The 21,668-nt window shown below is 70.8% G+C and carries 18 protein-coding genes; 5 read left to right on the top strand and 13 right to left on the bottom strand.

Annotation, left to right across the window (positions count from 1 at the left end; all coding sequences use genetic code 11):
• Window positions 1–101 precede the first annotated feature (101 nt).
• Window positions 102–1,217 (top strand): ADP-ribosylglycohydrolase family protein, encoded by a 1,116-nt coding sequence (locus AAW14_RS22255; protein WP_265565678.1) that lies wholly within the window; start codon window positions 102–104, stop codon window positions 1,215–1,217.
• Window positions 1,218–1,232: 15 nt separating this feature from the next.
• Here the strand turns inward: AAW14_RS22255 and AAW14_RS22250 are convergent, their stop codons facing one another.
• On the bottom strand, window positions 1,233–2,795 hold the full coding sequence (locus tag AAW14_RS22250) for a sodium:solute symporter family protein (protein ID WP_265565677.1): 1,563 nt from the start codon (window positions 2,793–2,795) through the stop codon (window positions 1,233–1,235).
• A gap of 374 nt (window positions 2,796–3,169) precedes the next feature.
• Entirely contained in the window at window positions 3,170–3,955 is a 786-nt protein-coding gene (locus tag AAW14_RS22245) for an SDR family oxidoreductase (RefSeq protein ID WP_265565676.1), read from the bottom strand.
• A gap of 96 nt (window positions 3,956–4,051) precedes the next feature.
• On the opposite strand from AAW14_RS22245, the gene AAW14_RS22240 reads away from it, so the two are divergent.
• Window positions 4,052–4,891, top strand: a complete 840-nt coding sequence (locus tag AAW14_RS22240; RefSeq protein ID WP_265565675.1) for a hypothetical protein — start codon at window positions 4,052–4,054, stop codon at window positions 4,889–4,891.
• Window positions 4,892–5,041: 150 nt separating this feature from the next.
• On the opposite strand, the gene AAW14_RS22235 is transcribed toward AAW14_RS22240, so the two are convergent.
• The 3 genes from AAW14_RS22235 to AAW14_RS22225 all read right to left on the bottom strand — a co-directional run bounded on the left by AAW14_RS22235 (window position 5,042) and on the right by AAW14_RS22225 (window position 7,505).
• A complete protein-coding gene (locus tag AAW14_RS22235; RefSeq protein ID WP_265565674.1) occupies window positions 5,042–5,230 on the bottom strand; it encodes a DUF397 domain-containing protein in 189 nt (62 codons plus the stop codon).
• A gap of 228 nt (window positions 5,231–5,458) precedes the next feature.
• Complete coding sequence (locus AAW14_RS22230; protein WP_265565673.1) at window positions 5,459–6,316, bottom strand: helix-turn-helix domain-containing protein; 858 nt, start codon at window positions 6,314–6,316, stop codon at window positions 5,459–5,461.
• Window positions 6,317–6,752: 436 nt separating this feature from the next.
• Window positions 6,753–7,505, bottom strand: coding sequence for a GOLPH3/VPS74 family protein (locus AAW14_RS22225; protein ID WP_265565672.1), 753 nt, complete (start codon window positions 7,503–7,505; stop codon window positions 6,753–6,755).
• A 345-nt stretch (window positions 7,506–7,850) separates the two neighbouring features.
• Between AAW14_RS22225 and AAW14_RS22220 the strand changes: the two genes are divergently transcribed.
• Together AAW14_RS22220 and AAW14_RS22215 are read left to right on the top strand one after the other, a co-directional pair.
• A complete protein-coding gene (locus AAW14_RS22220; RefSeq protein WP_265565671.1) occupies window positions 7,851–10,544 on the top strand; it encodes a serine hydrolase in 2,694 nt (897 codons plus the stop codon).
• Window positions 10,545–10,794: 250 nt separating this feature from the next.
• On the top strand, window positions 10,795–12,750 hold the full coding sequence (locus AAW14_RS22215) for an MFS transporter (RefSeq protein WP_265565670.1): 1,956 nt from the start codon (window positions 10,795–10,797) through the stop codon (window positions 12,748–12,750).
• A gap of 42 nt (window positions 12,751–12,792) precedes the next feature.
• Here the strand turns inward: AAW14_RS22215 and AAW14_RS22210 are convergent, their stop codons facing one another.
• The 3 genes from AAW14_RS22210 to AAW14_RS22200 all read right to left on the bottom strand — a co-directional run bounded on the left by AAW14_RS22210 (window position 12,793) and on the right by AAW14_RS22200 (window position 15,364).
• On the bottom strand, window positions 12,793–13,704 hold the full coding sequence (locus AAW14_RS22210; protein WP_265565669.1) for a MerR family transcriptional regulator: 912 nt from the start codon (window positions 13,702–13,704) through the stop codon (window positions 12,793–12,795).
• A gap of 110 nt (window positions 13,705–13,814) precedes the next feature.
• Complete coding sequence (locus tag AAW14_RS22205; RefSeq protein WP_265565668.1) at window positions 13,815–14,324, bottom strand: glutathione peroxidase; 510 nt, start codon at window positions 14,322–14,324, stop codon at window positions 13,815–13,817.
• 35 nt (window positions 14,325–14,359) lie between these two features.
• Window positions 14,360–15,364 (bottom strand): ArsR/SmtB family transcription factor, encoded by a 1,005-nt coding sequence (locus AAW14_RS22200; RefSeq protein WP_265565667.1) that lies wholly within the window; start codon window positions 15,362–15,364, stop codon window positions 14,360–14,362.
• Between the two features lie 75 nt (window positions 15,365–15,439).
• Here AAW14_RS22200 and AAW14_RS22195 point away from each other — a divergent pair, with 75 nt between their 5' ends.
• Entirely contained in the window at window positions 15,440–16,747 is a 1,308-nt protein-coding gene (locus AAW14_RS22195) for an MFS transporter (protein ID WP_265565666.1), read from the top strand.
• A gap of 110 nt (window positions 16,748–16,857) precedes the next feature.
• Here AAW14_RS22195 and AAW14_RS22190 read toward each other — a convergent pair whose 3' ends face one another.
• From AAW14_RS22190 to AAW14_RS22170, 5 genes are all read right to left on the bottom strand, one after another.
• A complete protein-coding gene (locus AAW14_RS22190; protein ID WP_265565665.1) occupies window positions 16,858–17,757 on the bottom strand; it encodes a slipin family protein in 900 nt (299 codons plus the stop codon).
• Window positions 17,758–17,870: 113 nt separating this feature from the next.
• On the bottom strand, window positions 17,871–18,542 hold the full coding sequence (locus AAW14_RS22185) for a nucleotidyl transferase AbiEii/AbiGii toxin family protein (RefSeq protein ID WP_265565664.1): 672 nt from the start codon (window positions 18,540–18,542) through the stop codon (window positions 17,871–17,873).
• A 308-nt stretch (window positions 18,543–18,850) separates the two neighbouring features.
• Window positions 18,851–19,609 (bottom strand): DUF2182 domain-containing protein, encoded by a 759-nt coding sequence (locus tag AAW14_RS22180; protein WP_265565663.1) that lies wholly within the window; start codon window positions 19,607–19,609, stop codon window positions 18,851–18,853.
• A complete protein-coding gene (locus AAW14_RS22175) occupies window positions 19,606–20,220 on the bottom strand; it encodes a DUF1326 domain-containing protein (RefSeq protein WP_265565662.1) in 615 nt (204 codons plus the stop codon). Before AAW14_RS22175 ends, AAW14_RS22180 begins: the two co-directional genes overlap by 4 nt.
• Window positions 20,221–20,834: 614 nt before the next feature.
• The gene (locus tag AAW14_RS22170; RefSeq protein ID WP_265565661.1) at window positions 20,835–21,653 is read right to left on the bottom strand and encodes a class F sortase; all 819 of its coding nucleotides are present in this window, start codon (window positions 21,651–21,653) and stop codon (window positions 20,835–20,837) included.
• Window positions 21,654–21,668 lie beyond the last annotated feature (15 nt).

The raw sequence follows: 21,668 nt of genomic DNA, 5'->3' as shown, positions 1-21,668 counted from the left end.
AAGTGTGGCGTGCGTGACGTCCCGGCGATCTGAACCGACCGTTCCCCGTCGATTACAGTGCTGCGCGTCGGAGGTGCGGGCGGTGCGGTGAGGAGGCCTGGGTGGGTGCGACAGCCGGTGCTGTCTGGGGCCGCACCGAGCAGCAGGACTTTCGCAGTCGTGTGCGCGGGACGCTGCTCGGCGTGGCCGTCGGCGATGCCCTGGGCGCGCCGCTCGACGGGCTCACCCTGGAGGAGATCCGCGAGGCGCACGGCCATGAGGGGCTTCGCGACCTCGCCTTCGGGCACGGTCGGCGCGGCGCGATCACCCATCTCACGCAGCTCACCCTGTTCTCCGTCGATGGGCTCATCCGCGCGCAGGTCCGCCGTGACACGGGGGCCTGGCATCCGCCGACCGATCTGCACCGGGCGTATCTGCGCTGGGCGGCCACCCAGCGCGACTGGGGCCCGGACGAGCGCCGCAAGGACGACGGATGGCTGGCCCGCGAGGAGTGGCTGTACGCCCGCCGCTCTCCCGCCCGGGCCTGTCTGCTCGGTTTCGGCGACGACACCATGGGCACGCTGGACGCCCCCAAGAACCCCGGCGAACCGGGCCCCGACGCGGCCGCGCGCTCCGCGCCGTTCGGGCTGCTCGTCGGCTGGGAGCCGCAGCTCGTGCTGCAGCTCGCGATCGAGTGCGCCGCGCAGACGCACGGGCATCCCACGGGGTATCTGGCGGCGGGCGCGTACGCCGTGATCGTGCATGCGCTGGCCCGCGGCGAGAGCCTGGACGCGGCCGTGCAGCGCGCCCTCGCGCTGATCGCCCCGCGGCCGGGACAGCAGCCGGTCGCAGACGCGCTGCAGCACGCGCTGGGAGCGGTGCGGCAGGGGATGCCCACGCCCGGGCGGATCGAGGAACTGTACGGGGGCGGTACGGCGGAGGGGGCGCTGGCCGTCGCCGTGTACTGCGCGCTGGTGGGGGAGGACGTCCGGCACGGGCTGTGCCTGGCGGTGAACCACGGGGGGCCCTCGGGGGCGGCGGGGGCACTGACCGGCGGGCTGCTCGGCGCGCTGCACGGGGAGACGGCCCTCCCGCCGGCGTGGCTGGCCGAGCTGGAGGGGCGTCCCACGCTCCTGGTGCTGGCGGACGACTTCGCCATGGAGATGACGCAAGGAGCTGCGCTGCACGGGCCGAGTGGGTCGTCGCCGGGGTGGCTCGCCCGGTACCCCCGGGCGTAGGGGCCGCACCTGCCACTACGGGCTGGTTGTGCCTGGACCGGGCTGAACGGGATCCGGCGTCGGCACCGCCGCCCATGCCCCGTCGTCGTCCGTGTTCACCTTCTCGATGATCCCGTCCCTCTGCGGTGTGTCCTCCGGCTTCACCAGGCCGATCAGGATGTACAGGACCAGCGAGATCACCATCGGAAGCGCCACCTGGTACTCCAGCCTCACATCGGTGCGCTGGGAGAAGTCGAGGTGGTAGTTGACGAGGAAGAACGCCACCAGACCGGCCGCCCAGCTGCCGAGCGCCGCCGTCGGGCCCGACCTGTGGAACGGGCGCAGCAGCCCCAGGATGAACGGGATCGCGATCGGGCCCATCAGACCGGCCACCCACTTGATCACCACGGTGATGATGTCCTTGAAGGTGGGGGAGTTGACCTGGGTGGCCACCGCCATCGACAGGCCGAGGAAGGCGACCGTGGACACCCGGCCCGCGATCAGGCCCGTCCGGGTGTTCCACGCCCGTGCCGCCTTCGAGAGCACCGGCGCCACGTCCCGGGTGAAGACCGCAGCGATCGCGTTGGCGTCGGAGGAGCACATGGCCATCGTGTGGGAGAAGAAGCCCACGACCACCAGCCCCAGCAGACCGTGCGGCAGCAGCTGTTCGCTCATCAGGCCGTACGCGTCGGAGCCGTCCGGCTTCTTCGCCGTGACCAGGAGCGGTGACAGCCACATCGGAATGAAGAGGACGACCGGCCAGACGAACCACAGGCCCGCCGACAGCAGCGCGGATCGTGTCGCCTGCTGTGCGCTGCCCGTGGCCATGTAGCGCTGGGCCTGGTTCCACATGCCGCCGTTGTACTCGAACAGCTTGATGAACAGGTACGCGAGGAAGAAGACCGTCAGGTAGGGGCCCGCGAAACCGTGCCCGTGACCGTCCAGCTTCGGCGAGTCCAGCGCCTTGGACAGACCGCCCTGACCGGAGATCTTGTTCAGTGCGATGACCAGCATGGCCAGCCCCGCCAGCAACTGGATGACGAACTGCCCCAGTTCGGTCAGCGCGTCCGCCCACAGGCCGCCGATCGTGCAGTACACCGCCGTGATGCCGCCGGTGATGACGATGCCCTGGGTGAGCGTGACCCCGGTGAAGACGCTCAGCAGCGTCGCGATCGCGGACCACTTCGCGCCCACGTCCACGATCTTCAGCAGGATGCCGGACCAGGCCAGTGCCTGCTGTGTGGGCACGTTGTAGCGGTCCTTCAGGTACTCCAGCGGCGACGCCACCTGCAGACGTGAGCGCAGCCGGTTCAGGCGGGGCGCGAACAGCCTTGCGCCGATCAGCACGCCGATGGCGATGGGCAGCGCCCAGGTGACGTAGGACGTGACGCCGTACGTGTAGGCGATGCCGGCGTACCCGGTGAACATCACCGCGCTGTAGCCCGACATGTGGTGCGAGATGCCGGACAGCCACCACGGCATCTTGCCGCCTGCGGTGAAGAAGTCGCTGACGTTGTCGACGCGTTTGTGGGACCAGACGCCGATCGCGGTCATCACGCCGAAGTACGCGACCAGGACGGCCCAGTCGAGACCGTTCATGTGCCCCCTCCAGGGGTCCGCCTTGTGAACCTGCAGATACCGGACGGCACTTCGGCCAGTACGCGCACTCGGGCGGCGCCCCCGTGCGGGAGTGGGGACTTGGGGGGATTGAACCGCCGGGCAGGCGGGCGGTCAAGACCTTTCTAGATCATGGATATGAACACAGATCAGCAATCAGAACCAATTTACGTTCTCTTGACCCGTTGGCCGGTTGTCGCGCTCGTGACACCGAACACACCATGAGCGGGCACTTCGCCAGTGGGAGACATCCGATGGATCGGGCTCACGGGATGCGGGTCCCGTGAGGTCCGGAGGGGAGCCGCGGAATGTGACGGCCGCACCGACATTCCCGCCCTGCCCGGGAGTTCACCGGGTCACCGCATGAGTTCTCCGGCGTTCACGAGCAGGGACTGCCCCGTGATCGCCCGTGCCCGGTCGGAGGCCAGGAACACCGCGGCGTCCGCCACATCGCCGTCCGTGGCCAGTTCGGGCAGCGCCATCCGGTCCGTGAGGCGCTGTTTCACCTCCGCCTCCGGCACGCCCTCGGTGTGCGCGGTGAACTGCACATACGCCTCGACGGGCGGGCCCCACATCCAGCCGGGCAGTACGGTGTTGACCCGGATCCGGTGCGGTCCGAGTTCCCGGGCCAGTGAGTACATCGCGCTGGTCAGCGCCCCTTTGGACGCCGCGTAGGCTGCCTGTCGCACCTGGGAGGGAGCGGCCACGGACGACTGCGTGCCGATGAAGACGACCGAGCCGCCGCACGTCCTGAGGGCCGGCAAGCACGCCCGTGTCATCCGCAGGGTGCCCAGCAGGTTCACGTCGATGACCGAGTGCCAGGTGGCGAAGTCCGCGTCTTCCAGGCCGCCGAAGTAGCTGTCCCAGGCGGCCACATGGACCACCGCGTCGATCCGTCCGAAGCGTTCGAGGGCCAGCGCCGCGAGCGCCTCGCACTGCGCCTCGTCGGTGATGTCCGTCGCCCGGTACGCCGTGTGTGCGCCGTCCGGATCGAGCTCGGCCGCGGACTTGGCGAGATGCGCCTCCGTGCGCGCGCCGAGCACCGCGTTGCCGCCGTCGCGCACCACGGCCGCCGAGACCTGGTGGCCGAGCCCGGCGCCGACGCCCGAGACGACGACGGTCTTGCCCTGGAGCAGTGACATCGAGCCCCCTCTTCCGACGGCCGTCGTGACTCTGGCCAAATAACTGACAGACCGTCAGAGTATGGGCGTCCGGCGGAGGAAGGAAGGGGAACCGCAATGGGTGAGGACACGCGCAGCGAGGTGTACGCGGAGTTGGCCGCCGTGGGTCCCTACGGCGTCCACCCGGGGCACGCGCTGATCACCATGGTGGAACCGCACCCGGGCCACGAGTACGCGTACAACCGCTGGTACGAGGACGACCACTACTACGCGGGCGCGATGGCCATGCCGTGGATGTTCGCGGGTCGCCGCTGGGTCGCCACCCGGGAGCTGCAACTTCTGCGCTACCCGGAGAAGTCGGCGGTCGCGCAGCCGGTGACGGCGGGATGCTACCTCTCGACGTACTGGATCACGGACGGCCGCTACGACGACCACATGCGCTGGACGGTGGCCATCAACAAGCGCCTCAACCGCGACGCGCGCGTCCACCAGGAGCGCACCCACGTCTTCACGGCATTCCAGGACCACGAGGCGACCGTCTACCGGGACGGCACGGCGGGTCCGCGCGACACCCATGCGCTGGACCACCCGTATGCGGGGCTGGTCCTGGAGGTCGTCGACGCGGAGGGGCCGCGGGAGCGGGCCGAGCTGCTGGAGTGGCTGCGCACCCGTCATCTGCCCGGCCGCCTGGCGGGCTCCCCGGCGGCCATGGTCACGGTCTTCCGGCCGACTCCGCTGCCCGGCGACCGTATGACATATGTGAAGCAGGTGGAGGGCGTGGACACGCGCCTGACCCTGCTGTGGTTCCTGGACACGGACCCGGGGGAGTGCTGGGAGGAGCACTTCACGGGGCTGGACCGGGCGGTGGCGGAAGGTGGGCCGGGGAGGGTGGAGCTGGTGGCACCGTTCATCCCGACGGTGCCGGGGACGGACCGCTACGTTGACCGGCTCCGCTGACGAATGAAGGGCTGAGCACGGTCGTCCTCTCGACACCGACTCGAGCACCCCGGACGGGAACCGAGCCAGAAAGAGGGGTGAGCGAAGCCCCCTCGGCCGGGACGGCGGGCCAGTCGAGAGGGCTCTGTCGTGTGACGTTTTTGCTCGGTGCTACTTGATCGACGCCACGAAGGCGTTCCAGGCGGCGGGGGGGAAAGCCAGGACGGGCCCCTCGGGAACCTTGGAGTCGCGTACGGCGAGCGTCGCCGTGGTGGGCGACTTCACCTCGACGCAGGCGCCGTTGCCGGCCGAGTACGACGACTTGGTCCACGTTGCCGTGGCCCCCTGAAGAACTGCCATGTTCACTCCGGTAGCGAGTTGCTGAGTTGCTGTCATCGCGCCTCGGGTTCCAAACGTTGTCCGCGGTGCGATTCACGCCAACTTGTTCTGACTGATGGCGTGATCGAAGCTACTCGTCAACCTCTCTGCTCGGAGGGCTCGTTCACTCGTTCGGATGGCATATTCCAGTTGAGACTTACGCTCAAAGGTTTCTCTGGTGTACTATGCGCCGCCCCTCGTGCCCGGCTCTCAGCTGGCGTACTCCTTCGCCCTGTCCGAGATGAACCGACGGGACTGCTCGACATTGAGGGCCTGGGCCCGCAGATGCTCGTACATCACCGCGTACTTCTGCACGTCATGAGCCTTTTCCAGATACAGGTCACTGGTGACGCCCTCGAGGTACACCACACTCGAGTCGGCCGCGTCGGCGAACTCCAGGATCGCGTACTGCCCGTTGAGACCCGGATGTGCCCCCACCTCGAAGGGCAGCACCTGCACGGTGACGTGCGGCAGCCGGGACATCTCGGCGAGGTGGTCCAACTGCTCCCGCATCACGTGGTTGTTGCCCACGACCCGGCGCAGCGCCGCCTCGTCCAGGACCACCCACAGGCGGAGCGGGTTGTTCTCGGCGGCGATACGTTCCTGGCGGCGCATCCGGACCTGGACGCGCTTGTCGATGTCGGCCGGCGACGTCTCGGGCAGCGCCCCCAGGATGAGGGCCTCGGCATAGGAACGGGTCTGCAGCAGGCCGGTGATGATCTGGGGTTCGTACACCCGCAGCGATTCCGCATCGGTCTCCAGGCCGATGTAGACGCTGTACGGGATGTCTCCGAACGCGTGCCACCAGCCCTGCTGGCGCGAATCCCGGGCCATCTCCATCAGTGACTCGACGACTCGCTGGTCCTCGACCTCGTACACACCGCACAGATCGCGGACGTCCCGCTGGCTGATGCTGCGGCGGCCGTTCTCCAGACGGCTGATTTTCGACTGTGAGACGAGCAGTCGCTCGGCAACCTCTTCGGCCGTCATGCCCTTCAGTTCGCGGAGCCGGCGCAGCTCCTGGCCGAGCCGACGTCGCCGGACGGTGGGATTGACATTCGACGCCACGGACGTGCACCTCCGGCTGCGTGCCTCTACTTTGCGTATCTGCTGTTGAGCAGATTGCCACCAAGGTGCTTCCTACCGCTGGGAAACAGCGGATGTGCCGTGGCCGCGCGCCGCTCGACCGTTCCCTGGCCGGAGTTGGCCCCGGGGCATCGCGGATCGCCGTACGGCCGTGCGCCCGCTCGTACGAAGTGCCGTACGCCGACGGCAGTCCTGCGGCGCGCGCATGCTGCCACGCGGGGCGGCAGGACCGTGGCCTCGCCCGGACGTGCGGACATACGGTCTCGTCGCCCCGCGCGGCCGCTGCGGCTCCCGAACCGGGACTGGGTGTGCGGCTCGTTCGGTTGCGCGTGCCGGGTCGTGCGGTACCTGCTCGGCCGGTCCTGATGATTCGGCCGATGGGGCGTGCTGTGGTCCTGGCGGGCCGTGGGACCGGGGCTCAGTGGGCCACGACACGCGCCATGGATCCGCGGCGCGGCTGCATCGGTACACCGCGCGCGGGTTCCGCCGCGGACCTGGCCGCGGCGGCCGGGCGGCCGGCCGTTGCCGGGCTGCGGCGAGGCTGTGCGGCCGCGCCGTTCTGGACGTCCATCACGGCGTGCGCCACGAGGCCGCCCATGGGGTCGTGCCTGATCAGATCCCGTAGCCGGGATCGGGACGAGCGACCCTCGTTGCCCGGATACAGATGCTTGCCCAGACCGACCGCGTGGGCCAGCGCGGCGAGCGCTGCGGTCCGCGGGTCCGGCGGAACGCCGGTACGGATCGCGGAATCCAGCCGGGACCTGATCTCCCGGCTGATCGCCGTGTCCGTGGCCTGGTAACGGGTCGTAGGCAGCACCCCGCACATCTGGCCGGCCACGGCCTGGACCATGCCGCACCGTTCCAGATGCGAGAGGTAGATCTGGCGGAGCCCGAGACGTGGCCCGCCGATCCAGTGGACGGCCCGTACCGGAGCGCCGCGCCTGCGCAGCAACTCCAACGCGCTGTCCAGAGTTGGATCTCCAGTCGGCCGTGGCACCACCACGGCGATACGATCCCCGTCTGGGGCTATCCGTCCGGCCAGCGCCAGCTCCACTAGCTGTGCTCCGGCCAGACCAAGGTCGAGCGACTGCGGCTGCGCAGTGGTACCCGTGGCCGGGTCCAGTGCCAGCAGCAGAAGCTCCTCCGGAAGTGTTCTGCGGCTCCTGCCCATCCATGCCTCCCCGCGTGGATGAATGACAGGGTGACCCCTCTCACAATGGTCTGTCGAGGGTGCGTGACCGGAATGTAGTGGAACCGGTAGGTATGTCGTTCTCGTCTAGCGCAGGGGTGAATCCCTCACACAGGACACTGGTACATGGTTCGGACAGCATTGTCCGGGCGGCGGTTCACGGTTCGGCAAGGCGCGCGAGCGGGTGCGTGGCGCGAGGAGGAGGCATCGGTGGCGGGCGAGTCCCCCGACAGGTCGAAGCAGCATGAGTCGTCGGTGGAACCGACGTCGGGGAGCGGGGCCCCGGTTCCGGCGCCGGCCGTGGGCGACCGCGATCCTCGTCTCGTGATGGCCGGAGAGAAGGTGCGGGCCGACCAGGTGACGGCGGCGGTCTCCAAGCGGGCGCCGGGTGGCTCCGCCGCCGGTACGGCCGTGGACGGAACCGGCGCGTCCGAGGGGGCCGCGGATGCCGGGGCTTCCGAGGAGACGGGCGGGAGCGGTGCCTCGCGGGGCGTGAACGGTGGTTCCGGCACTGGTGACGGGGCCAATTCGGGCGCGCCGGAGGGTGGTTCCGGCGAGTCGGCTTCCGGCGACCGGGAGGAGGCGCCCGCGGGGAAGGATGCGCCGGAGTCCACGGAGAAGGACGCCGGGGAGGCCGCGAAGGTTGAGGAGCCCGCTGTCTCCGAGCCCAAGAGCGAGGATGCCCCCAAGTCCCCGGCCGGGAAGGGTCCGACGGCGGCCGAGTCCGGCCAGGCGGCCGCCGCCAAGCCGGCCGTGGACCAGCCCACGACGATGCTGAAGCTCGGTGACGTGAAGCCGTCGGGCAAGGCTGCCGTCAAGTCGGCGGGGGATGCTGCCGCCGAGGCGCCCGAGGCGCCCGAGGCGCCCGAGGAGCCCGCGGACAAGTCCGCGGGCGAGTCTGCGGATGAGGGTGAATCGGGCAATGTGGATAAATCTGGTAAATCGGATGCCGATAAGCCGGGCGTGGACCAGCCCACGACGATGCTGAAGCTCGGTGACGTGAAGCCGTCGGGCAAGGCTGCCGTCAAGTCGGCGGGGGATGCTGCGCCCGAGGCGCCCGAGGCGCCCGAGGCCAAGTCCGAGGCCAAGTCCGAGGCCAAGTCCGAGGCCAAGTCCGAGGCCAAGTCCGAGGCCAAGTCCGAGGGTGAGGGTGAGTCGGGCGGCGGCGGCAGGTCGGGGAAGTCGGGTGTCGACCAGCCCACGACGATGCTGAAGCTCGGTGACGTGAAGCCGTCGGGCAAGGCTGCCGTCAAGTCGGCGGGGGATGCTGCCGCCAAGTCCCCCGAAAAGCCCGCGGACAAGTCCGCAGATGGTGGTGAATCGGGCAAGGCGGATAAGTCGGCCGTCGATCAGCCCACCACCATGCTCAAGCTCGGCGGCACCAAGTCGCCGGACAAGGCCGCCGCCAAGCCGTCCGACAAGCCCGCCCCCAGGCCGAGCTGGGCGGCCGGTGACAAGGCGGGCGCCTCCGCAGGGGACAAGTCCGCGTCCGGTACCGCGGACAAGGCCGACTCCAAGACCCCCGTCGCCGACGCGAAGTCCGCCGACGCCAAGCCCGTCGGCCGGCCGACCGACGAGTCCGACGCCGAGCGCACCAGCAAGTTCGTTGCGTTGAAGCGGTTGGACGAGCTGAAGCCCGCGCAACCGAAGGCCGCCGTCGGCCCCGCCGAAGCGACCACCGCGCTGCCCCAGGTCGGCCCCGAGCGCACTGCCCAGCAGCCGCTTCCCCCGAAGCCGCCGCTGGACCTGCTCGCCGAACTGACGAACACCCCGCCGCCCCCGGAGACCCCGGTCCGCACCGTCGTGCGGCGGATCAAGATCTGGACGCCGCTCGTCGTACTGCTGGTCATCGTCTTTGCGATCGTGCAGGCGGTCCGTCCGCTGCCGACCGCGGCCCTCGGGCTGACCGCCGACGCCACGTACACCTTCGACGGCGGCAAGCTCGACGTGCCGTGGCCGGGTCAGGGCCAGTCGGCGATCGAGGTCGACGGTGTCGGCACGATCGGTACCGAGGGCGACCAGACGCCGCGGCCCATCGCGAGCGTCGCCAAGATCATGACGGCGTACGTCATCCTCCAGGAGCATCCGCTCAAGGGGAACGACGGCGGTCCGCAGATCACCGTGGACCAGCAGGCCGCTGACGAGTCGAAGAAAGCGGACGAATCGACGGCGGCCATCTCCAAGGGCCAGAAGTTCACCGAGCGGCAGATGCTGCAGATGCTGATGATCCCCTCCGGGAACAACGCGGCACGGCTGCTCGCCCGCTGGGACTCCGACAGTCAGACCTTCGTCGGGAAGATGAACGCCGCAGCGAAGAGTCTCGGTATGACGGGGACGACGTACACGGACCCGAGCGGTCTGACCAAGACGACCGTGAGCACGGCCGTCGACCAGCTGAAGCTGGCGAAGGCGGTCATGCAGAACCAGGTGTTCCGCGGCATCGTCGGCATGGGCCAGGCGAACATCCCCGGTCTGTCCAAGCCGATCTACAACAACAACGACCTGCTGGTGAAGCAGGTCGGCGTGATCGGTCTGAAGACCGGTTCGTCGACCCCGGCCGGCGGCAACCTGGTGTGGGCGGCCACGAAGGTGGTCGACGGCAGGACGCAGACGATCTACGGCGCGGTCCTCAACCAGGACGCCCGCACCGGCCGTGTCTGGGACAGCCTCCAGCTGGCGCTGACCAACAGCCAGAAGCTGATCAACAAGATCCAGCAGAGCCTGACCACCGCGACGGTGGTGAAGAAGGGCCAGGTCGTCGGGTACGTGGACGACCAGCTCGGCGGCAGGACCCCGGTTGTCGCCACCAAGGACATGAAGGCGGTCGGCTGGCCGGGACTGCAGACCAGGATCACGATCGATGCCGGCGGCAAGACGGTCCCGCACGAGGCGAAGGCCGGCACGGTCGTCGGGGAGCTGACGGTCGGCGACGGTTCCAGCCACGCGGTGAAGATCCCGGTCGCCCTGCAGAACGACCTCACGGAACCGGGCTACGCCGCGAAGTTCACCCGACTGGCCTGAACCGCCGTACCGGATGTCCGGCACGGCACGGCACCCCGGCGGCGGGGCCCACCCGGGACCCCGCCGCCGGGGTGCGTGCTAGCGTCGCGAAACCGGGACAGGCCGCCGGCAGCGGAACCTGACCCGGTGCGGACGCTCGAGAGACCCCCGGCGGAACGGTGGCGGAACTCTTGCGGATGTCCGGACACGGGGGGAGAACGGAACCGGACACGGGGCGAGAACACGAACGGGACACGGGGAGTGCCTTCAGGTGGCCACAGCGGAGCCGACACACGCCGACGACGCCGATCCGGGCGGTCATCCGGGCCGGACCAAGGCCTCGCGAATACCGCTGGGCGCTTCCGGCGCCGACGCGACGCGATCCCCGGCCGAGGCCCCGGCACCGGACGGCACCACCCGCCCGTCGGCCGCTGCCGGCGGTGACCCCGAGCCCCCCGCCGAGGACACGGCGACGGCCCCCCGTCTCCATGCTTTGCTCGCCCGGCTCAGATCCTCGCGGGGCGCGGACCTGGCCCGCAGACACCCGGCGCTGTCCGTCACCGTCCTCGCCGGGGTGCTGCACCTCGTCTGGTTCTTCACGTTCGCGAACAGCGGCGGCGACCTCGCCGCACAGGACGCCTGGGCGGAGTTCGTGGGACGGCACCCGGACTCGGCGTACAACCTCGCCTGGTACGGGGGCATGCACCCGGTGTCGTACAGCGTGGTGTCGCCGTATCTGATGTCGGTGCTCGGCGTCCGTACGACGATGATGATCGCGGGCACGATCTCGGCCGGGCTGCTGATGCTGATCCTCGTCCGCAGCCGTGCGGTCCGCGAGCCGTGGCGGCCTGCCCTGGCCGGGGTGTTCGCGCTGCTGTGCAACGCCATCTCGGGGCGCGTGACGTTCGGCCTGGGCACCATGTTCGCGCTGGGCGCGACGGCCGCCGTCTTCTGCTGGCCCTACCGCTGGCGCCACAAGCGCTGGGCCAAGGCGCTGTGTGCCGCGCCGCTCGCGGCGCTGGCGACGGCCTCGTCCCCGGTGGCGGGCCTGTTCGTCGGTCTGGTCGCGGTGGCGCTGTTCCTGCAGAAGCGCCGCCCGGGCGCCTGGGCGCTGGGCCTGGCGCCGACCGTGGTGGTCGCGCTGTCGGCCTGGCTGTTCCCGTTCTCCGGCACGCAGCCGATGACATGGGCGTCGGCGATCCTGCCCTTCCTCTACGCGGTCCTGGTCTACGTCCTGGTCCCCAAGGACTGGAGGACGGTACGGATCACGGCGGCGGTCTACGGGCTCTCGGTGCTCCTGGTGTGGCTGATCAGTTCTCAGATCGGCTCGAACATCACGCGGCTGGCGATGCTCTTCGCGGGGGTGGCGCTGATCGCGGCGCTGCCGTTCGCTGTGCCGCGCAGCCGGAAGTGGTACGCCATCGTTGTCGCGTTCGTCGGCTTCACCGTCTGGATCGGCTTCAAGACGGTCGACGACATCGTCCACACCACCCCGGCGGCATCCTGGGCGCGCGAGCTGGCGCCGCTCGTCAATCAGCTGCAGGTGGTGAGCGCGGAGAAGGGCCGCGTGGAGGTCGTCCCGGCACGCTCGCACCGCGAGGCGTCGGCGCTGGCCCCCTATGTGAACCTGGCGCGCGGCTGGAACCGGCAGGCCGACATGGAGCGCAACCCGCTCTTCTACGACGACACGCTCAACTCGGCGAACTACCACGAGTGGCTCCAGCGCTGGGCGGTGCACTACGTGGTGCTGCCGAAGGGCGAGCCCGACGGCGTCGGCGGCGAGCGCGAACGCGCACTCGTCCAGCGGGGCATGCCCTATCTGAAGCAGATCTGGGGCGACGCGAACTGGCAGCTGTTCGCGGTGACCGACCCCGTACCGCTGGCGGACCCGCCGGCCGTCGTCGACCGGGCGGATCAGGGAGAGCTGACGATCGAGGTGAAGAAGGCGGGCCGCGTGCTCATCCGCGTCCCCTACTCGCCGTGGCTGGGCCTGGTGGACGCGAAGGGCAAGGGCGTCAAGCCGCCGCAGGAGACCGAGGAGTCGAAGCACCGCCCGGCGGGCGCGCCCAAGGCGTACGTCAACACCAACGGCTGCCTGATGGATACGCCGCAGGACGCGGCGGGCGACAAGTGGACGGAACTCGTGGCCCCGCACGCGGGCACGTACCACCTGGCGGCCCCGTACCAGCTCCCCCGGGGAACACCGTGCCCGCAGGAGCTGCGGTGAGGGCTGCCCGCCCCGCCGCGGGCAACCCCGGCCGGCCGTGTCCTACGAGCCGGCGCAGCCGCGGACGCGCACCGGAAACGCGACGTCACACACCACGTCCTGGGGCCCCGCGGCATCCCAGTCGGTGAAGTACACCTCCCGGCAGGGACCCGCGTACTCCAGCCCCTGTTCCGCGATCCACGTCTCCACTGCCTCGAACGCCGCCAAAATCTGCGGATGGGCCACCTGCGCCTTGGTGACACGGGTGTACGCAAGCCGCTGCGCCGGCTCGACCCGCACCCGGGTCTGACACGCCCGCCCCTGTTCCTCCGCCCACGCCCGTGCCGCGGTCTGGTCGGCCACGGGCACGCAGGACTCCGCCGGCCCGTCGCTCTCCTGCGACACCTCTGCGTGGTAGACGACGAACGGCGCCCCGGTCACTCCGCCGCACTCCCGCGCGGCGGCCTCCAGCCGTCCCAGCGACGCCCCGATCCAGGCCGGCAGCTCGTCCGCCAGCGTGTGCCGCTTCTCGGTGATCAGCACCTGCTCCGGCACGTCCACCGTCTCGACCACGAACTTCCCGTACATCTCGGAACTCCTCCCCGACAGTCGTCCACGGAGGTACTCGGCGAGGGTCCGCTGCGCGGCGATCCGTTCCTCCACACGGGCCCAGTACTCCCCGAGCAGCGCGGACGCCCGGACGCCGTCCGACTCGCCCGCCGCCACCACCTCGGCGACCCGGGCGAGCGGCATGTCGAGCCGGCGCAGCAGGGCGACCGTGCGGGCACGTTCGACCTGGTCGGCGCGGTAGTAGCGGTAGCCGCTGGTCTCGTCGACGTGCGCGGGCGCCAGCAGCCCCAGCCGGTCGTACAGCCGCAGTGCCTTCGGCGACAGCCGCGCCCGGGCGGCGAACGCGCCGATGGTGAGCAGATCGTCGGTCACCCTGCCGGCCTTCTCCCCATCGGCCCGGTTCACCTCCGGCGTTCCCGTGGGCCCGTCCGTCCTCCGTCACCGGGCTCCTGCCGCCCGGTGACCAGGACTCTCCACCTTGCCCCAGGGGCAAGGTCAATCGCCTCCGGCGGACGTCATGCGAGGGCCTTCTCCACCGCCGCCACGACCTCGGCCGCCTCCGGCTCCGTCTGCGGTGAGAAGCGGGCGACGACCCGGCCGTCCTTGCCGATCAGGAACTTCTCGAAGTTCCAGCGGATGTCCCCGCTGTGCCCCTCGGCGTCCGCGAAACCCACGAGCCGGTCGTACAGCGTGTGCCGGCCCTCGCCGTTCACCTCGATCTTCTCGGTCATCGGGAAGGTCACGCCGTACGTCGCCGAGCAGAACTCCGCGATCTCCTCGGAGCTCCCGGGCTCCTGCCCGAGGAACTGGTTGCAGGGCACCCCGAGCACGGTGAAGCCCAGCGGCGCGTACCGCTCGTGCAACCGCTCCAGGCCCGCGTACTGCGGTGTCAGCCCGCACTTGGAGGCCACGTTCACCACGAGGACGGCCTTGCCCGTGTACCGGGACAGGTCGGCGGGGCCGCCCTGAAGGGCGCCGATCTCGACGTCGAGGACGGATCCGGCGGTGTTTTCAGTAGTCGTCATGGAGCGGATGCTAACTCCGGTTCATGACGGGCCCCTCACTCCCGCTGTGCTGTGACCAGTACCTCACCTTCGGCCGTGCGCGAGTAGAGCACCGACCGCCCCGCCCGCCGCCGCTCCACCAGCCGCGCGTCCAGCAGCACCTTGAGGTGGCGGCCGACCGAGCCGAGCCCCTGCCCCGTCACGGCCACCAACTGGCTGGTGCTCATGGGGGAGTCGAGGAGGACGAGGACCCCGGCCCGGGCCGGTCCGAGCAGGGCGCCGAGGCTCGTCGGCACCGTCTTGCGCGGCCCCTGGGCCAGCACGCCCGCGCACGGGTAGACGATGGCGTACCGGTCGGACTCCCAGGACACCCAGCCGGTCCGCTGCGGGGTGACGGGGACGAAGACGAGCTGTGCGCCGGATATCTCGCGCGGCGGGTACTCGTGGAGGTTGACCTGGAGCCGGTTCCCGCCCAGCCAGCGCGTGCGGCCCGGCCGCAGGGTGTCCACCGTGGCCGCCCAGCCGTCCCGGCCGAACTGTGCGGTCCGCGCGACCACGTCGGCCTCCAGGACACGCCGCCGCCGGTCCCAGTACGGCCGTACAGTGCGCTCCCATACGTAGGCCAGCAGACCGGCCGCGCGTTCGGGCAGGTCGTCGCGGTCCAGTCGGGCGGGGAGCGGGCCGCCGAGCGAGACGCCGAGGTCGGCGCGGGCCTTGTCCGGCGGGGCGGCGCGGACCCGGGCGACGCCCTCCTCGAAGGTCTCCTCGTCCCTCGGGACGGGGGTGAGGAAGTCCGCGATCCACCCTCGAGCCCTCGGCTCCCCCCGAGCAGGGGGGACCCCCGTCCCGCCCAGCCCGCTGCGGACGAGCAGTGCGGTGACGGGGTCGTCGGCCAGCCGCCGGCGGTAGCCGGGCAGGTGCGTGTCCAGCCAGGCGCGTTCGCCGGGGTGGGAGGCGGTGCCCGTGTGCAGCAGCCTCAGACTCGCGAAGACCTCGGCGAGCGGGGACAGCACGAACCGGCTTCCGGCGAGGGTGTCGGCATTGACGTACCAGAGGCCCATGGCCCGTCCGCCTCCTCCTTTCGCGTGTGCGCGAAACATTAACGGCCGCCTTCGACACCCGCTCAGACTCCGCGCATGCGCAGCTACTCCGACCTCTTCCGTTCGCGGGAGTTCACCCCGCTCTTCCTGTCCTCCTCCCTCCAGACGGCGGCCTCGACCGTGGGCGGCCTGGCCCTGGGCACGTTGGTGTACCGCGCCACCGCATCGCCGCTGCTGTCCGCGGTGAGCATGTTCGGCCCGCAGCTGGCGCAGGTCGTGGGCGCGACGACGCTTCTGTCGGGGGCCGACCGGCTGCCGCCGCGGGCGACGATGGCGGGCATCGCGTCCGCGTTCGCGGCCGGTACGGCGCTGATGGCGGCGCCGGGCCTGCCGGTTGCGGCGGTTTTCGCCCTGGTGCTGGTCCTCGGCCTGGTCCAGTCGCTCGGCGGCGGTGTCCGCTGGGGCCTGCTGACCGAGATCCTGCCCAAGGACGGCTATCTGCTGGGCCGTTCGGTCTTCAACATGATGAACGGGATCATGCAGATCACCGGGTACGCGACCGGTGGCGTCCTGGTGGCCCTGCTCTCCCCGCACCGGACGCTCCTGACGGCAGCGGCGCTGTACCTGGCCGCGGCCCTGGCGATCCGGTTCGGCCTGACGCGCCGCGCCCCCCGCACCGCGGGCCGCCCCTCGGTCGCAGGGACCTGGCGCACCAACGCGCTGCTGTGGTCGTCCCCGGAACGCCGGATCGTCTACCTCCTCCTGTGGGTCCCGAACGGCCTCGTCGTCGGCTGCGAGTCGCTGTACGTGTCCTACACACCCGACCGGGCGGGCGCCCTGTTCGCGTGCGCGGCGTTCGGCATGTTCGTCGGTGACTTCACCACGGGCCGCCTGCTCCCGCCTGCCCTGCGCCGCCGCCTCGGCACCCCGCTCCTGCTGCTCCTGGCGGCCCCGTACCTGCTGTTCGCTCTGCGTCCCGCCCCGCCGGTGGCGGCGGTCTGTGTGGCCCTGGCCTCGGCCGGTTTCAGTGCGAGCCTCGTCCAGCAGGAGCGCCTGATGGCCCTGATCCCGGAGGAACTGAGCGGCCACGCCCTCGGCCTGCACTCGGCCGGCATGCTCACGATGCAGGGCGTGAGCGCGGCACTGGCGGGCGCGGCGGCGCAACTCACCGCGCCGGCAGCGGCGATGACGATGATGGCGGCCGGGTCGGTCGCTGTGACGCTGACGCTCGCGGCCGCGGGCGGGCGCGGGCGGCGGGGTTCCGCCGAAGGTTCCGGGGCCGCGGAGGGCCGTGTGGGCCGAGTCCGTCGCCCGGTGGTCCGACCGGCGAAGTACCGGATGTCCCGGTCGGACGCGCCGCCGACCAACCAAGGCAACCGGACGAACGCGCGGCCCGGCTGCTGAGCGCGAGGCAAGCCTGGCGGCGGCTGCCCGGGTGCGGAGGGACGGTGCCCGCCGGACGCGTCGTTCAGCGACCGGCGTCCGGCGGGCGTCGCCCGTTCCCTGCCGGTCCCCTACGCCTCGCCGGTGTGCGGCCCGGGCGCGGGGGCCGGGACCTCGGCGATGCGGGGGTCGCGCGGGGTGGCCGCCGGCCGGTCACCGTCGGCGGCGTCACCGGCCTTCGTGACCGCCGCGCCGCCGTCCTCGTGGCCGAACTGGCGGGCGGCGCGGTCGAAGTACCGCAGCAGTTCCACCGGGAAGGGCATCACGAGCGTCGAGTTCTTCTCGGCCGCCACCTCCACGACCGTCTGGAGGAGCCGCAGCTGCATCGCCTCCGGCGTGTCCGACATGATGCGGGAGGCGTTGGCGAGCTGCTGCGCGGCCTGGAACTCACCGTCCGCCGTGATGACGCGCGCCCGCCGCTCCCGCTCGGCCTCGGCCTGCCGGGACATGGACCGCTTCAGCGACTCCGGCAGCTGCACGTCCTTGATCTCCACCCGGTCGATGTGCACGCCCCACCCTGCGGCCGGGCTGTCGATCATCAGGGCGAGCCCTTCGTGCAGCCGCTCCCGGTCGGAGAGGAGATCGTCGAGATCGCTCTTGCCGATGATGGACCGGAGCGAGGACTGGGCGACCTGCCCGACCGCGAAGACGTAGTCCTGGACCTCGATGGCGGCCCGCAGCGGATCGGTCACCCGGAAGTAGACGACGGCGTCGACCTTGACCGAGACGTTGTCCCTGGTGATGCCTTCCTGCGTCGGGATGGGCAGGGTCACCACCTGCACGTTCACCTTGCGCATCCGGTCGGCGAAGGGGATCAGGAACGTGATGCCCGGCTCCCGGTGGCCCGGCAGCGCCTTCCCGAAGCGGAACACGACCCCGCGCTCGACCTGGTTGACCACGCGCATCCCGCCGCGCAGCACGAGCAGAGTCAGCACGGCCACGAGCACGACCGCGACGACGGTGCCTTCCATGGCACTTCACTTCCCTCACAGGGTGTCGAAGAATGACACCCAAGTGGACACCGCCGTACGGATCTTCGGATGCGCCCTGCGCGTCAGGAGTTCGTCAAGAAACGACGCGAGGCTCACTCGTCCTCGGGCGTCCCGGACTCGACGAGTCGTTCCGCGATGTCGTCCGCCCATTCCTGGGCCCACCGCCGCAGTTCTGCGACGGCGTCCTCGCCGAGTCCGCAGGCCGCGAACGCCGTGTCCTCGATCCATTCCACGCCGGTCAGACGGGCCTGGAGGTCGGTGAGGTCGAAGGCGTCACGGGCGTGGCGTCGGCCGAGCTCCTCGAGTTCCGGGTGGCTCCAGCGGTCGGAGGCCGCGTGCACGTCGACGAGGTCACGGGCGAAACCACGGTCGGCCAGAGCCCGCACCCTGGTTCCGACGACGTCCTCGAGGGAGAGCGTCGGGCCGAGGTCCGTGGGGACCGGCGGGCGCCAGAGGACTTCCTTGAGTACGTTGAGCTCACGCTCCTCGTCCGTGGCCGGGTCGATGACGACCAGTCGCGCGGAGAGCGGGTCGGTATCGAACGAGAGTACGGCCCACCCTCGTTCCTCCAGCCCGCTCCGTACCGCGGAGGCGATGTCCGCCATCGGAGCGGGGTTCTCCGTGGCGACGTCCACCTCCCGGCTGAGCCGGTCCACCAGGCCGTGCGCCCGGACGGCGTCGCCGCCGCTTACCGCCAGCGCGAACGGCGCGCCCACGGCGAGGACGTCGGCCAGCAGACGCCAGTGCGATTCGGCGGACTTCACGCAACGGCCCGTGCGTCCGGGGACACGCGCAGGGCAGGCCCCCGGCGGGCAAGCCTGGATCGGCGGAACTCGGAGACGGAGAGCGGGAGGGCCATGCCCCGATTATCACCAGCGCTCCGAGCGCGACCGGAACACCGGACCGGGTGTCGCGCGGGCTACGGCAACCGGGCGGTCGCCTGTCCCAGGCACGCCGCGGTCGTCGCCATGAACGCGCGGAGATCCGGCATCACCGGCTGACGGTGCGCAAAAAGGCCACCCCCGGATCCTGCAGCCGCCCGGCACACCCCTGGCAAGGTAGCGCCTCCTGCTCACGCGGTGCGCATCCCGCCCATGCCGCCGTGGGTGAGGTTGGGGGCCAGCGCGGGTACCCAGAAGACGGCGACGGCGAGGCCCAGCGAGGTGATGCCGACGACCCGGGCGACCAGGTACCCCTCCGGCAGGCGCTTCTCCGCGGTGACGGCGGCGGCCAGGCCCACCATGGCCCACAGGTTCATCACACCGAACGCGGCGAACAGCAGCATCAAGGACCAGCAGCACCCCAGGCAGGAGGCGCCGTGATGCGCACCGGCCCGCAGATGGCGGGACGCCCCCCTGTACGACGCGTAGCGCAGCATCAGCCCGATCGGCGATCGGCACTTGGCGAGGCAGCGATCCTTGAGCGGGGTGAGCTGGTAGACGCCGTTGACGGCGAAAACAGCGGCGGCCACCGCCGTCCCCGTCGCCGTGCGCGCCGTCCCCGCCTGAGCCGCGCCGGCGGCCAGGGCGTAGGCAGGCAGCCCGGCGGCCGCCCACACCAGTACGTAGCCGGCGGTGAACGCGATCATGCGCGGCGCCCGGTGAACCGCGGCCGTCCGCGCGTACAAAGAGGCGATGGGCGCCGTGGCAGGCAGCATCATCGCGGCCGTCATCACCGTCCACATGCCTACGAAGGCGAGCAGACCCCCGACCATCGCCGGGTTCCCCGTACCGCCCCAGCGCAGCACCCACCATGTCCAGGCGGCCGCAGCGAGCAGCACGAGCCAGGTGCAGCCGGCTCCGCGGCGGACGATCAGCGTTGTTCTGGTCACGCCGACCATGAGAAGGACGCCGAGTGTCCGTTGCGGCCGGTGAAGTCCCACGAGCGGCCGTGCACGTCGTTGCCGACCGCCCGGGTGGACCGCGCGACCGTCAGCGTGCTGTTCGCCGGATGGAACATGCCTGTCAGCCCCATCACCGGGCCGTCCTCGCCGAACTGCGGAGCCACCTGGTCCTCGATCTCGATGTCGATGGCGTCCGCCACGCGCACGGTGTGGCGGCGGCCCTCGTCGAGGTGGTCGATGGGGACGCGTTCGACGCCGAGGACCTCACCGATGAGGGGGGTGACCGCCGCCATCGGCCCGCCGACCTGCCCCGAGAAGACCTTGCCCAGCGCCTCCGCCTGGCTGTCGTCGGCCGAACCGTCGACGTACAGGACCACCTGCCAGCCGCCCTCGGCCATCACGCGGGGCGTGTCGGCGAAGACGACGACGCTGAGGCCCGCCACGTCCACGCCGTCGATCTCGCCGGATGCGACGTTGAACGCCAGAGTCACCTGGCAGCGCTCCTGGTCGGCGGGTGCGGTGAGGCCCGAGGTGGTGCACGGACACACGACGTCGCAGTTGCAGCTCTCCACATATGTGCCGCTCAGATTCCAAGCCATCTCTCTTTCTCCTGCCTGCTTCGCACGCCGGTCGGCCATGCGAAGCGGTGTCCCGGCGGCAGAACGAAAAGCCCGGTACGGGTATGGGCATCGGCCTTGCAAGGCGCCCCTGACATCAACGGGGCAACGGGCCGTGGGCGCATAGCGCGCGCCCGTCTGAAGTTCGACGTCGGGAGAGCCCCTGGCCTGAACGGTCGCCCGAGCACTTCCCAGGCTAGTCCGCGCCCCCGCACCGGACCATGTCGTCGCAAGCCGCGCCGTGCGCTGTGCGCTGTGCGCCGTGCGCCGTGCGCTGTGCGCCATGCGCTGTACGCCGTGAGCTTTTTTGCCCCGTTGAGCGATGCGCGATGAGCAGTCCGCCGCGAGCAGTGAGCCGTAGCCGTGAGCCGTCAGCCGTGACGCATCACGCGAGGTGACGGGCCGATCCCGGGGAGGCCCTGGTACGGGTCCGTACGGAAGGGTGGGCAGCGGCGGGCACCTCGCCGGTGACCTGCGGCTTCCACGGCCGGGCCGACGGGCACGGGACGCGCCCGCCGGCTCTGCTGAACGAACTCGACGACCTCAACGAACCCAACGGCCCCGACCACCCGGCCCGGCCCCTGCGCGGTGATGTCTCACGGACGCCTGACCGAGTCGAGATGGGCGAATACGACCACGTTGTCCTCGTAGTCGTGGACGCGGTGGTTGTAGTTTCCGCCGCAGGTGATCAACCGCAGCTGAGGGGTCGGAGCGTCGGCGTAGACCCGGTTGTTGGGGAAGTGGGCCTTGCTGAAGGTGTCGACGGAATCGACCTTGAAGCTGGCGACGTTGCCGTCCGCGCGGGTGATGTCCACCATGTTGCCCGGCTTCAGGGTGCGCAACAGCACGAACACCGCCGGCCCGGTCTTGGTGTCGAGGTGCCCCACCACGATCGACGCCCCCCGCTCACCCGGCGAGGCCCCGTCCTTGAACCAGCCCACCAGATTCTTGTTGTTCGAGGGCGGCGGGTTCAACTGCCCCGAGGTGCTCAGGGACAGACCGGTGAACGGCGCGTCGACCCCGATCTGCGGAATCACGATCCGCTTCGGTACCGACCGTGGCAATCCCTGCCCCGACGGGCTCGCCGTCGCTCTCGGACCCGGCTCTCCCGGGGCGCCGGCCGCGGGTGGGGCGAGTGCCGCGGGCGGGGGGACCGCCGTGGTGGGAGGAGCGACCGCGGGCGGGGTGGCGGGCGCGGGTTCGGCCACGGCTGTGGGCTCGGCGACGCCGGTGGGCTCGGCGACGGCCGTGGGCGGGGCCGGCGGCTTGGGATCCGCCGGACTTGTCAGTGAGTTGTGGATGAGCAGAACGCCCAGGACCACCGCCGTGGCCGGCCACAGCAGAGCACGGCCGAAAGCACGGGAAGCGGGTCCGTTCTGCGGCTGATCCGGCGGGGGCGGCTGCGAGAGGGCCATCGGACAATGCCTTTC

The organism is Streptomyces hygroscopicus (genome assembly GCF_026168105.1).
GTDB classification, from domain to species: Bacteria; Actinomycetota; Actinomycetes; order Streptomycetales; family Streptomycetaceae; genus Streptomyces; species Streptomyces hygroscopicus_D.
The sequence above is the reverse complement of the archived record's forward strand: the minus strand, read 5'-3'. Positions and strand labels throughout refer to the sequence as shown.

Excerpts from the sequence above, each read along its gene's own strand:
- AAW14_RS22250 (WP_265565677.1), bottom strand. The coding sequence starts at position 2,795 with ATGAACGGTCTCGACTGGGCCGTCCTGGTCGCGTACTTCGGCGTGATG.
- AAW14_RS22245 (WP_265565676.1), bottom strand. The coding sequence starts at position 3,955 with ATGTCACTGCTCCAGGGCAAGACCGTCGTCGTCTCGGGCGTCGGCGCC.
- AAW14_RS22240 (WP_265565675.1), top strand. The coding sequence starts at position 4,052 with ATGGGTGAGGACACGCGCAGCGAGGTGTACGCGGAGTTGGCCGCCGTG.
- AAW14_RS22235 (WP_265565674.1), bottom strand. The coding sequence starts at position 5,230 with ATGGCAGTTCTTCAGGGGGCCACGGCAACGTGGACCAAGTCGTCGTAC.
- AAW14_RS22225 (WP_265565672.1), bottom strand. The coding sequence starts at position 7,505 with ATGGGCAGGAGCCGCAGAACACTTCCGGAGGAGCTTCTGCTGCTGGCA.
- AAW14_RS22220 (WP_265565671.1), top strand. The coding sequence starts at position 7,851 with ATGGCCGGAGAGAAGGTGCGGGCCGACCAGGTGACGGCGGCGGTCTCC.
- AAW14_RS22205 (WP_265565668.1), bottom strand. The coding sequence starts at position 14,324 with ATGACGACTACTGAAAACACCGCCGGATCCGTCCTCGACGTCGAGATC.
- AAW14_RS22200 (WP_265565667.1), bottom strand. The coding sequence starts at position 15,364 with ATGGGCCTCTGGTACGTCAATGCCGACACCCTCGCCGGAAGCCGGTTC.
- AAW14_RS22195 (WP_265565666.1), top strand. The coding sequence starts at position 15,440 with ATGCGCAGCTACTCCGACCTCTTCCGTTCGCGGGAGTTCACCCCGCTC.
- AAW14_RS22190 (WP_265565665.1), bottom strand. The coding sequence starts at position 17,757 with ATGGAAGGCACCGTCGTCGCGGTCGTGCTCGTGGCCGTGCTGACTCTG.
- AAW14_RS22175 (WP_265565662.1), bottom strand. The coding sequence starts at position 20,220 with ATGGCTTGGAATCTGAGCGGCACATATGTGGAGAGCTGCAACTGCGAC.
- AAW14_RS22170 (WP_265565661.1), bottom strand. The coding sequence starts at position 21,653 with ATGGCCCTCTCGCAGCCGCCCCCGCCGGATCAGCCGCAGAACGGACCC.